This window comes from Streptomyces sp. NPDC087300 (genome assembly GCF_044744425.1).
Lineage (GTDB): Bacteria > Actinomycetota > Actinomycetes > Streptomycetales > Streptomycetaceae > Streptomyces.
On the sequence record NZ_JBIUYI010000022.1, the window covers coordinates 50,621 to 61,910 of the forward strand.

Genomic DNA, 11,290 nt, shown 5'->3' on the forward strand with positions numbered 1-11,290 from the left:
TGGGTCTCTTCAGCACAGCAACAAGGCTGCCTGCCAAGGCAGTTCACCCAGTGGCGCCTCAGGATTCCGTGCCCAGTGCAGCGCGAGCGCCGCGCCCGCCGCGCCGTCGAGGAAGCCCGGCCGGTGGACGACCGTTCCGAGTCCGGGTGCGGCGGCGGGCCATACGAAGGGGTGGGCAGGGTCCGCCGCGGCGGCCAGCGTATCGGTCAACCTCGGTATCAGCGGGGCGAGTTCGGATCCGCCGGGCTCCCGGGCCATGAGGGTCACGATCGTGGTGAGTCCCGCCAGGCCGTGGCAGAGCGTGGGGTCGGCGAAGTCACCGCGGTCGCAGGCGTGGGCGACCGCGGCCACCGCCTGCCGGTTCCACTCCGGTTCCTTCAGTGCCAGCGCGGCCAGTTGGAGGGCACGGGCGACGCCGGGTGTTCCGTAGCACCAGCCGGTGCGGGCCTCCGCCAGTTCGGGGCGGGCTCCGGAGGCCGCGGTCAGTTCGGCGTCGAGCGGCACGATGTTGGGCCAGCCCGCGCCGTCCGGGCTGCGGCGGGCGAGCAGCCACGTGGCGATGGTGCGGATCGCCCGCTCCTGGCCCGGCACGCGGACGCCCGCGCGGTGGGCGAGGGAGAGCAGTGCGAGCGGGCCGGGGATGCCGTGGGCGAGTCCGGCGTTGAAGTGCCCGCCGGGGACTCCCTCGGGTTCGCTGAACAGTATCGGGTCGGCGGTCCACCAGCCGGGCACGGTCCTGCCGCCCGGCTCGGTGACGGGGTGGGTGAGCGCCACGAGGTGGGCGAGGACGAGCTCGGTGGTCTCCCGGTGCTCGGGTCCGGCCGCCAGGAGCAGGCGGCCCAGGCCGGACAGGCCCGCCACCACGTCGTACCCGATCATCTTCGCCCCGGCCGTCCCCGCCGCCACCCGGGGCGCGTCCTCCTCGACGACGCGCCGGGCGAGCAGGGCGACTTGGGCGTCCAGCTTGGTGAGCAGCCCGGCGTACTCGCCCGGCTTGGAAACGGCCGTGCGGGCGGCGAAGGCGACCGCGGGCAGGCCCGCGTAGAGCCCTTCGCGGGCGGGCCTGGACACGCCGGTGACCGCCGCCGTCAGATGGGCGTGCGTGGCGCGGGCGTAGCCGGGTTCGGTGTGGGCGAGCGCCGCGAGCAGGAGCGCGACGCCCGCGTGGCCGTCGGCGAGGGACTGCGGGTGCCACAGGGACCGGGTCTCGGCCAGCTCCGGGGTCTGCCCCTCGGCCACTTGCGCGGCCAGCGCGACCGGATCGGTGAGGCGCTCGGCGAGCAGCGCGACGGGGGTCTCGGTCATGAGCGGGCCCTTTCCCGGTCGAGGTGCGCCTGGACCGCGCCGCGGGCCACGGCCAGGGTCTGCGCCTCGGCCGTACGGTCCGTGCCGAGGCGCCGGTTGCAGTGCATGTGGACGAGGGAGGCGAGCACCGCGTCCGGGGAGACGCTCAGGGCGCCGCTGCCCTGCTCCTCGCGCACCAGTCGACCGAGTCGTTCGGCCGCCGCGTGGTGCGCCTGGGCCTCCGGACCGTCCGGCGTGAGACGCGCGAGCGCCTGTTTCCTCCGTGCCGCGAACGCCTTGTGGTGCTGTTCCCGCTTGGGGTAGGTGCTGGTGAGCCAGTTCCGCCAGCCCCCGCCGTAGCCCCGGTGGAAGGCCGCGACCAGTCCGGTCACGTCGTACGCGGTGCCCAGGATCCGGTCGCTCGTCGGTGCCGCGAGGCGTTCGATCACGAGTTGGCTGTCCGCGTGGAACACCTCTTCGGCGGCGCCGAGCACCGTCGGCCCTCCGTAGCGTTCGGTCTCGGGTGCGTAGCTGTCGAGGCGCAGCCCTCGGGCGAGTCCGTCGGCGGCCAGTTCCCGTGCCAGGTCGTGGAGTTGGGGCAGCAGTACGCCGTTGAGCAGGGCGGGGTCGCCATGCAGGCGCAGCCGCAGGTGCGGGTCCGGGTCGGCGTAGCGGATGAAGAACCACCGGTCGACGCCGCCCGTCCCGTCGGACGGGGCGGGCAGCGCGGTCAGGAATTGGTTCAGTGGCCCGGTGAGGAGTTCGTCCTGGCGCTCGGCGGAGGTGTAGAGCGACGCGTACAGCCAAGGTCCGCCGGGCGGGATCTCGCCGGCGCCCTGCCGGGTCGCGGGGCGTGTGGCGCGCAGGGGGCGACGCGGCGCGTCCGACGGAAGCTGACGAGGCGTCAAGGTCGCTACGGCTTCGACCTCGTGGGCACCACCGGGACCGTACAGCCAGCCGCCGTCCGGGTCTTGGCCCAGGGGCAGCTCGTGGACCACGGCCGCACCCGTCCGCTCGCACTCGCGGCGCAGGATCTCCTGGTGCGCGGGGACGGTGAGGTTCAGCGGGATGCGGTGGTCGCCGAGGGTGAGCTGGACGTGGTCGGGCACCTGCCAGAGCGCGCGCCACTCCGCCAGGGGCAGGCCGGTCGCCTCCAGGCGCCAGCGGGCCGGGGCGAGCAGGGTGCGCCCGGTGCGTACGGCGGGCAGGAACGGCAGGTCCTCCGCGGCGCCCCACTCCCACAGCCGCCACTGCCTGCGGCTGAACGCGGCGGCTTCGATGAGGAAGCGCACCGCGTTGGGCGCGGTCAGTTCGCGGTTGAGCACGTGCAGCGCCGACGGGGTCAGCTCGCGGCCGAGGGAGACGGAGACGATCCGGAAGCCCTCGGAGTCGGCGCAGACGGCGATGTCGTCGAGGGCGAGGTCGGTGACGCCCGACGCGGCGGGGCCGGGGTGGGCGCCGATGACCAGGCGTCCGTCCAGCCAGGTGGGCACCTGTGCGACGTTGGCGTGCCGGTGGTGGGATGCCTGGTGGTGGATCTGGACGGGGAGGCGCCCCGTGGTGTCCTCACGGGCGGTGCGCACCGTCTGCCGGATCGACTCGGCCTCCGCGGCTTCGAAGAGGTGCGCGAACCGGCCCATGAGACCGCCGGAGGCGGTGGCTGCGCCGTTGAGGACGAGGGTGAAGTCGCCCCGGTCCATCGCGGCGGCCGACTCCGCAGCGATCTGCACGACGAGTTCGAGGGCGGCCGGGCCGGCGCCCGCGTCGGCCGTGTCCCGCTCGGCGGACCCGCCGCCGTCCGCGGTCTCCAGCCTGCGCAGCCACTGCTCGTCGAGGACGACCTCGCGCGCTCCGCGGGCCTGCGCCTCGGCCGCCAGTCCCAGCAACAGCCGCTGTCGGTCGGCTCCCATCGGGGGGAGCCCCGGGTCGGGGCGGTGGCTCGGGGGCAGCCGGTATCCGGCGGGGGCGCCGAGACCGATGTCGGGGTCGAGGAGTTGCTTGACGGGGACGTAGCGCCCCAGGCCGTACCGCTCGACGAAGTCCTGGTGGTACGGGGTCAGGCGGCCGCGCCCCTGGGGTGCGAGGCGCCAGAGTGCGGCGGCGGCGCGCTCCAGTTCGCGGGCCACCTCGTGCGTGAGCACGACGGTGCCGTCCAGGCGTAGGTCCACCTGGACGGCGTGCCCGCCGGACGCGGTGTCCTTGGCTCCTGCGGAGGTGGCGTCGACCGCTCCGGCGGCGCCCTCAAGTGCCGTGCGCCAGGCGGCCCTGCCCTCCCCGAGCGGGGTGCGGAGGTAGTCGTCGAGGGCTGCGCGCAGCTCGGCGATGCGCTCGGCGGCGGGGGTGCCCGGCGGGAGCAGCGCCTCGACGTGGGCGAGCGGATCGGGGGCGTCCAGGGGTGGGCGCAGCTCCGTCAGGAGTACCTCCGCGCCGATGAGCTGGGCGACGAGTCGGGCCACGGCACCCTCGGGCGCCCCGGTGAACCGCGCTTCGACTTCCCGGACCAGGTCCTCGCAGCGGACGGGGCGGGCCGCGGCCTCCAGGACGGCGCGTACGACCGGGGTGTGGCGCAGCGTCCGCGACTTGGGGCGGTTCTCGCCCGCGGGTGCGGCGTCCTGGCCTGGTCCTGCCGGGGCGAACGGCAGGACCAGGCGACCGCCGCGTACGAAGCACAGCCCGTTGGCGACCACGCTCAGCCCTTGGTGCACGGCCGGGTCGCGTTCCCATGCGGCGATCAGGCGGGCCAGCAGCCCTGCGTCGAGCCGCGCGGCCTTGTGCCCCTCGCCGGTCAGCTCGCCCTTGGTGGCCGCGCCGAAGGAGCCCCACAGGACGCCCGCGAGCAGCCCGAAGGGGGTGGGCCTCGACGCGGCCCTGAGCAGATAGCGAGTGACCGCGCGATGGGCCTTGCGCAGGTCGGACGGGGTGACGGGGGCGTCCGCGAGGACGGCGTCGACGGTGCGGGCGAGCGAGGGGCTGGAGACCTCCAGGGCCTCGCGGAAGCGTGCGTCGGCGACCAGTTCGGTGAGCTGGGCGCGGAGTCCTGCGAGCGTGTCGGCTTCGCTGCGCGCATCGCCCGTCTCGCCGCGGCCCGGCCTCGCGCCGTCCCGGTCCTGCCTCGCGCCGTCGCGCGGTACGGCATCCTGCCGGGTCGCGTCCTGCCAGGTCGCGCGTGCTTTCGGCCGTGCCAGGAGCGGTGCTCGCAAAAGCACTCCGTCCGCGCAGCGGAACACCGGATCCGCGCTTTGGTCACGCCGCATCTGCGCCACTGCCCCTTACTGGATGGCCCATAAAACTGAGTTAAGAAACCTCAATTCCCCTCCCGGGGAATGGCGTCACACTACCCAGCCACCCTCCCGCCCGTCACCCCTTGACTCCGTCCGCTATCCGTACCTAGATTCCGATCTCGTCACCCCAGGGTGGCGATTCGTTCGGTTTCACAGGTTCCCCTGGAAGGAATTCCCATGCCCGAAAGCATGTCTCAGGACCTCTTCGACATCGACCTCACCGAGACCTCCATCCAGGACGTCGCCCAGGACAGCGCCGCGGGCGCCATCTCCGGCGAAGAGTCCTGCTTCCGCACGTGTACGACCTGCTCGATCTGCTGACGCAGGCCAGGTGAAGGGCCGGTTCCGACAGCGCTCAGCGCGGCCGGAACCGGCCCGTCCGCGCGCCATCGCGGACCGCGAAAACCGGGCGGGCAATACCCGTTGCCCTTTCGGGCAAGATGCTCAGGACCGGCGGGCAGGTTTACCGGGCGCACGCCCCCGTCATTGACACGCCGACAGTTTATCGGCGACCTTTCCCTTTGTGCTGCTTTCCTTCTGCCGAGCGTGCCTAGCCTGCCGAGCGCACACAATGCGACCGCTTCGATAAACGCGGGTAACGCAGATCTCGCCCGGCACCGAACCGGCGACGTGCCGAGCGGAAGGCCGACCGCCGAGGCCCTGCCGGCCCGCCGGAACCGCCGCGTAGCCTGTGGGGACTCCCCGTCCGGCGACCCACAGGAGTCCCCTCGTGCCCGCTCCCCTCTCCGACCTCCTGCTCGAGTCACCCGTCATCGCGAGCGTGAAGGACGAGGCCGGCCTGCGCGGGGTACTCCGGTCGGAGTGCAAGATCGTCTTCCTGCTCTACGGATCGGTCCTCGACCTCCCCGACATCGTCCGCACGCTCAAGGACGACGGGCGGACCGTCTTCGTGAACGTCGATCTCCTGGAGGGCTTCGCCAGTAAGGAGGTCGTCGTGCGGTACGTGAAGGAGCGGACCGGCGCGGACGGCGTCCTGAGCTCCAAGGCGTTCCTGGTGCGGGCGGCCCGCGAGGCCGGGCTGTACGCCGTTCACCGCTTCTTCCTCATCGACTCCCTCTCGTACCGCAACCTCGTGCCGCAGCTGCGCTCCTCGCGGGCGGACGGCGTGGAGATCCTGCCCGGCTGCATGCCCCGGGTGATCTCGTGGGTGACGGCCGACATCGACGTGCCGCTGATCGCCGGCGGCCTGGTGTGCGACCGCGAGGACGTGTTCGCGGCGATGAAGGCGGGCGCGAGCGCCGTCGCCTCGTCGAACGAAGAGGTCTGGAAGATGTGAGTGCCGGACGGCCCTTGACATCGTCAGGACGCGGAATCTACGGTTCTGTCAAAACCTAATACCGGCTCCCGCAACGCGGCGGGAGCAGTTACTAGAGACCAGAGAACAGTAACTCCTCAGCACTGGGGATTACTGTTCTCTTTTTTTGTGCCCACATACCTGCCACAACGAGGTGGACCGTGACCAAAGCGCAGAAGTGGACAGGCTTTCTCGTCCTGTCGATGTCATGCGGCATCGTGTTCCAAGTCGCCTACATCCGCTTCGTCTTTCTCGGCCCCACGGCCGAGGCGCTCCACCTCACGGCCCAGGAATACGGCAACATCATCTCCGTGTTCGGTATCGCGGCCATGGTCATGTACTTCGTGGGCGGCTGGTTCGCGGACAAGTTCCGGCCCAAGGCGCTGATCTCCGTCGCCCTGGTCGGGACCGGTGTCCTCGACCTGTACCTGGCCCAGGCCCCGGGCTACGGCGGCACGCTCGCCGCCCACGTCCTCATGGCGGTGATGGGCATGGGCCTCTACTGGCCCGCGCTCGTCAAGGCCATCGGAATGCTCGGCGACACCACGGAACAGGGCCGTCTCTTCGGATTCCTGGAAGGCGTCCGCGGAATCACATCGACGATTGTCGGGTTCGTGGGCACCGCACTCGTGGCGGTCGCCGTCACCCAGGCGATGGGGGTGATATGGCTTATCCGGCTGTATGGAGTACTCGCCTTCGTCTTCGCCGCACTGGTCTGGTTCCTGGTGAAGTCCGACGACGAGAAAGCGGCCGCTCTCGGGTCGAGCACCGTCACGCTGAAGCAGTTGGGGCGGGCCGCGAAGAACAAGTACACGTGGCTCATCGGAATCACCGTGATGCTGATGTACTGCTTCTACACGACGCTCGGCTATTTCTCCCCGCTGCTCGAACACCGCTTCGGCATCGCCGCCGGCCTCATCGGGGTCATCGGGGTCGTACGGACCTACGTGTTCCAGTTCGTCGCCGGTCCCGCGGGCGGTGTCGTCGTGGACAAGTTCACCCGCTCGTCGCCGCGCTTCCTGCGCTGGATGTTCCTGGGCTGCGCGATCATCGCGGCCGCGTTCCTGGTCATGCCGCACCACGCCTCCCTCGGCTGGCTGGCCCTGGCGCTGATGTTCCTGCTGTGCCTGTTCGTCTTCGCCAGCAGGGGCGTGTACTTCGCCACCGTCGGCGAGGTCGAGATTCCGGAGAACGAGCGGGGCGGCGTGATCGGCCTCGTCTCCGGCATCGCCTTCCTGCCCGACGCCTTCCTGCCCTCGCTGTGCGCCTGGTGGATCGGCGACCCGGCGGCCCGCCCCGCGGTGCCCGAACGCGGCGGCGGCTACACCGCGATGTTCGTCTTCCTGCTGGCCGCCGCGCTGCTCGGCCTGGTCTTCACCACCCTCACCACCCGTACCCGCCGCAGGGAACTGGCCGCACGCGCGGCGCTCCCCTCGCCGGCGCTCGACAACCCCGCCCCCGCGCTCTGAGGCAGGTCACACCACCGTGGACATCACCGAATTCAACTCGGACTTCTTCTCCCTGGACGGCAGGAACGCCATCGTCACCGGCGGCAACACCGGCCTCGGCCAGGCGTTCTCGCTGGCCCTCGCCAAGGCGGGCGCCAACGTCTTCGTGCCGTCCGTCGCCGAGGACGACGGCACCACCCGCAAGCTGATCGAGGCGGAGGGCCGTCGGATGGAGTTCCTGCCGGCCGACCTCACCGCGCCGGGCGTGCCGCGCGAGATCGTGGAGGGCTGCGTGGCAGCCTTCGGATCGGTCGACATCCTCGTGAACTCGGCGGGCATCTGCAATGTCGCGAGCGTCGAGGAGTTCGGCAGGGACCAGTGGGACCCGATGATCGACATCAACCTCACCGCGCCGTTCGAACTGAGCCACGAGGCCGCCCGGTTCATGATCCCCCAGCGCTCCGGGAAGATCATCAACATCGCGTCGATGTTCTCCTTCCTCGGCGGCCAGTGGTCCCCCGCGTACGCCGCGACCAAGCACGGCATCGCCGGGTTCACCAAGGCGTACTGCGACGAACTCGCCCAGCACAACATCCAGGTCAACGCGATCGCGCCGGGCTACTTCGCCACGAAGATCACCGAGCGGACGCGGGCGAACCCCGAGACCAACCAGCGCGTCCTCGACCACGTTCCGGCGGGCCGCTGGGGCGACGTGGCCGACCTGATGGGGGCGACGGTCTTCCTCGCCTCCCGCGCGTCGGACTACGTCAACGGCCATGTCCTGCCGGTCGACGGAGGCTATCTGGTCCGCTGAACCGACGTCCGTACCCGCAACCGCAACCCCCACACGCACCACTTGAGGCAGAGGTAATCCCCATGGCCAAGTCGCTCTCGAAGCTCAGCCGTCAGGACATCGTCGCGCAGCTGTCCGCCCTGCTCGACGCCAGCCAGATCGTCACCGAGGAGCAGCAGCTCAAGGAGGCGAGCGTCGACCGGTTCAAGAAGTACCAGTCGGTGCACGGCATCTACGACGGTCCGATCCCCGCCGCGATCGTCAACGCCCGCTCCACCGAGGACATCTCGAAGGTCCTCGCCTTCGCGGACGAGAACCGGATCAACGTCGTGGCCCGCACCGGCCGCACCGGCACCGAGGGCGGCCTGGAGACCGCGGTCGAGGACACGATCGTGCTCGACGGCTCGGGACTCGACAAGATCATCTCCATCGACCCGGAGAACATGCAGGCCACCGTGGAGTGCGGGGTCCCGCTCCAGATCCTGGAGGACACGCTGCGCGCGCAGGGGCTGACCACGGGCCACTCGCCGCAGTCCAAGCCGCTCGCCCAGTACGGCGGTCTGGTCTCCACCCGGTCCATCGGCCAGCTCTCCACGCTGTACGGCGCGATCGAGGACATGGTGGTCGGCCTGGAGGCGGTCTTCCCCGACGGCGCGGTGACGCGCATCAAGAACGTGCCGCGCAGGTCGGCGGGCCCGGACATCCGGCACATCGTCATCGGCAACGAGGGCGCCCTGTGCTACATCACCGAGGTGACGGTCAAGGTCTTCAAGTACCAGCCGGAGAACAACGAGTTCCACGGCTTCCTCGTCGACGACCTGGCCACCGGCATCGCCGCGATCCGTGAGGTCGTCACGAACGGCTTCAAGCCGTCCGTGGTCCGCGTCTACTCCCCCGAGGACGCGCGCCAGCACTTCGCGCACTTCTACGACGGCAAGGTCGTCGTGGTGTTCGTCGCCGAGGGCCCCCAAGGCATCGTGCGCGCCACCAGCGAGGAGATCGGGCGCGTGATGGCACAGCACGCGCACACCCCGGTCGACCCCGCCCTGATCGAGGCGTGGTTCGACAACCTCAACTGGGGCCCGGACAAGATCGAGGCCGAGAAGCAGCACATGCTCAAGGAGCACGAGCTCGGCTACACCACCGAGGTGTCCGTCGACTGGTCGCGCACGGTGGAGCTGTACGGGAACGTGATCCGGCGCATCACGGACGAGTTCCCGGCCTTCGGCGATCTGGTGATGCTCGGCGCGCACTCCTCGCACAGCTACCAGACGGGCACCAACCTGTACTTCGTCTACGACTACACGATCAGCTGCGAGCCGCGCGAGGAGATCGAGAAGTACCACGTCCCGCTGAACGCGATCATCGTCGAGGAGGCGCTGCGGGTGGGCGGCTCGATGGTGCACCACCACGGCATCGGCAAGTACCGCGCCCCGTGGACCACCCAGGAGCACGGCAGCGCCTACCCGCTGCTCACCAAGCTCAAGGAGGCGTTCGACCCCAACGGGATCATGAACAAGGGCACCATCTTCCCGCTGGACCAGGCCTGACCGGCCGCCATGCGTGCGGCGCGGGCCTCCCGTGGGGCCCGCGCCGCACCCCTCCCCCTTGACCGGCCGCAACACCTACGGAGTGGGCATGTCCAGCACCCGTCCCCGCTACTTCGTCGCCATCGACAACGGCTCCCAGTCGTCGAAGGTGACCGTCTTCGACCAGTTCGGCCGCGCCGTGAGCGAAGGCCGCCAGCCCTTGCGCGCCTCCGCCACGCCGCGTCCCGGCGTCGTCGAGCACCCCGACGACGACCTGTGGACGTCGATCGGCGCGGCGAGCCGCCAGGCGCTGGCCCGCTTCCCCGGGGACGTGGCGGACATCGTCGGGGTGGGCCTGTGCACGATCCGGTTCTGCCGCGCCGTGCTCCGCGCCGACGGGACACTGGCCCAGCCGGTCATGAGCTGGATGGACGAACGGGTGTCGCGTCCCTACGAACACACCGACCCGGAAGCGGCGTACGTGACGACGTCCTCCGGTTACATCGGCCACCGCATGACCGGTAACCTCCGTGACACGGCGGCCAATTACGCGGGCATGTGGCCCCTGGACGCGGACACCTGGCAGTGGACGACGGACGACGCGGAGCTCGCGAAGTACGGCATCCCGCGCGAGATGCTGTTCGACCTGGTGCTGCCCGGGGACGTCCTGGGCGAGGTGACCCGACAGGCGGCCGCGCACACCGGCATTCCGGCCGGTCTGCCCGTCGTGGCGAGCGCCAACGACAAGGCCGTCGAGGCCCTGGGCTGTGGGCTGCGCGACCCACGGACCCTGCTGGTCTCGCTCGGCACCTACGTGGCGGGCATGGCGACCGGCCCCCGCAACATGCCGAACGCCACCGGCTTCTGGACCAACTACGCGGCCACGCCGCACGCGTACCTCTACGAGAGCGACGGTGTGCGGCGTGGCATGTGGACCGTCAGCTGGTACCGCGATCTGCTCGGCGACGAGGCGATCGGCAAGGCGCGGGCGGCGGGCCTGTCCGTCGAGGACCATCTCAACCAGGAGGCGGCGAAGGTGCCGCCGGGCTGCGACGGCCTGCTCACGGTCCTGGACTGGCTCGCCCCCACCGACGCCCCGTACCGCAAGGGCACCCTCCTCGGCTTTGACGGGCGGCAGGGCCGCTACCACATCTACCGCTCGATCCTGGAGGCGCTGGCTCTGACCGTGTACGAGGCGGGCCGCCGGATGTCGGACGAACTGGGCACGCCCTACCGTGAGTTGATCCTCTCCGGCGGCGGCGCGCAGTCGGACCTGATGATGCAGATCTTCGCCGACGTCTTCGGGGTCCCGGCGCACCGCAGCGAGGCGGACAGCGCCGCGGGGCTCGGCGCCGCGATCTGCGCGGCCGTCGGCCTGGGCGTCCATCCCGACTTCGACAGCGCGGTCGACGCGATGGTGCGCCCAGGACAGACCTTCGAGCCGAGCCAGGCACATCACGTGCTGTACGAGCGCCTCGCCGAGGTCCACCGGACGGTGCGTGGCCACACCGACGGGATCTATCAGCGGACGTACCAGGTGTTCGGCTAGAGGTTGTCCCGTAACCGGTGGGGCGGTTGGTGCGTTGGCTGGGCATGGGTGGGGTGATCTCAGCGGATGATCCGAAGTGGATCCAGCCGTT

At 70.7% G+C, this 11,290-nt stretch carries 8 protein-coding genes; 6 read left to right on the forward strand and 2 right to left on the reverse strand.

Features of this window, described 5'->3' with window-relative positions:
• Nucleotides 1-9 precede the first annotated feature (9 nt).
• Nucleotides 10-1,305 (reverse strand): lanthionine synthetase C family protein, encoded by a 1,296-nt coding sequence (locus ACIO9J_RS42800; RefSeq protein ID WP_402011155.1) that lies wholly within the window; start codon nt 1,303-1,305, stop codon nt 10-12.
• A complete protein-coding gene (locus ACIO9J_RS42805) occupies nt 1,302-4,538 on the reverse strand; it encodes a lantibiotic dehydratase (protein ID WP_402011158.1) in 3,237 nt (1,078 codons plus the stop codon). Before ACIO9J_RS42805 ends, ACIO9J_RS42800 begins: the two co-directional genes overlap by 4 nt.
• Nucleotides 4,539-4,742: 204 nt before the next feature.
• On the opposite strand from ACIO9J_RS42805, the gene ACIO9J_RS42810 reads away from it, so the two are divergent.
• The 6 genes from ACIO9J_RS42810 (at nt 4,743) to ACIO9J_RS42835 (ending at nt 11,199) form a co-directional block, all read left to right on the forward strand.
• A complete protein-coding gene (locus ACIO9J_RS42810) occupies nt 4,743-4,886 on the forward strand; it encodes a hypothetical protein (RefSeq protein ID WP_402011160.1) in 144 nt (47 codons plus the stop codon).
• Between the two features lie 409 nt (nt 4,887-5,295).
• Nucleotides 5,296-5,862 (forward strand): glycerol-3-phosphate responsive antiterminator, encoded by a 567-nt coding sequence (locus ACIO9J_RS42815; RefSeq protein WP_402011162.1) that lies wholly within the window; start codon nt 5,296-5,298, stop codon nt 5,860-5,862.
• 179 nt (nt 5,863-6,041) lie between these two features.
• Nucleotides 6,042-7,349, forward strand: a complete 1,308-nt coding sequence (locus ACIO9J_RS42820) for a nitrate/nitrite transporter (protein WP_402011165.1) — start codon at nt 6,042-6,044, stop codon at nt 7,347-7,349.
• A 16-nt stretch (nt 7,350-7,365) separates the two neighbouring features.
• Nucleotides 7,366-8,142, forward strand: a complete 777-nt coding sequence (locus ACIO9J_RS42825; protein ID WP_402011169.1) for an SDR family NAD(P)-dependent oxidoreductase — start codon at nt 7,366-7,368, stop codon at nt 8,140-8,142.
• Nucleotides 8,143-8,204: 62 nt separating this feature from the next.
• Complete coding sequence (locus ACIO9J_RS42830) at nt 8,205-9,671, forward strand: FAD-binding oxidoreductase (protein ID WP_402011172.1); 1,467 nt, start codon at nt 8,205-8,207, stop codon at nt 9,669-9,671.
• An 88-nt stretch (nt 9,672-9,759) separates the two neighbouring features.
• Nucleotides 9,760-11,199 (forward strand): FGGY-family carbohydrate kinase, encoded by a 1,440-nt coding sequence (locus ACIO9J_RS42835; protein WP_402011175.1) that lies wholly within the window; start codon nt 9,760-9,762, stop codon nt 11,197-11,199.
• Nucleotides 11,200-11,290 lie beyond the last annotated feature (91 nt).

Excerpts from the sequence above, each read along its gene's own strand:
- ACIO9J_RS42800 (WP_402011155.1), bottom strand. The coding sequence starts at position 1,305 with ATGACCGAGACCCCCGTCGCGCTGCTCGCCGAGCGCCTCACCGATCCG.
- ACIO9J_RS42805 (WP_402011158.1), bottom strand. The coding sequence starts at position 4,538 with ATGCGGCGTGACCAAAGCGCGGATCCGGTGTTCCGCTGCGCGGACGGA.
- ACIO9J_RS42810 (WP_402011160.1), top strand. The coding sequence starts at position 4,743 with ATGCCCGAAAGCATGTCTCAGGACCTCTTCGACATCGACCTCACCGAG.
- ACIO9J_RS42830 (WP_402011172.1), top strand. The coding sequence starts at position 8,205 with ATGGCCAAGTCGCTCTCGAAGCTCAGCCGTCAGGACATCGTCGCGCAG.
- ACIO9J_RS42835 (WP_402011175.1), top strand. The coding sequence starts at position 9,760 with ATGTCCAGCACCCGTCCCCGCTACTTCGTCGCCATCGACAACGGCTCC.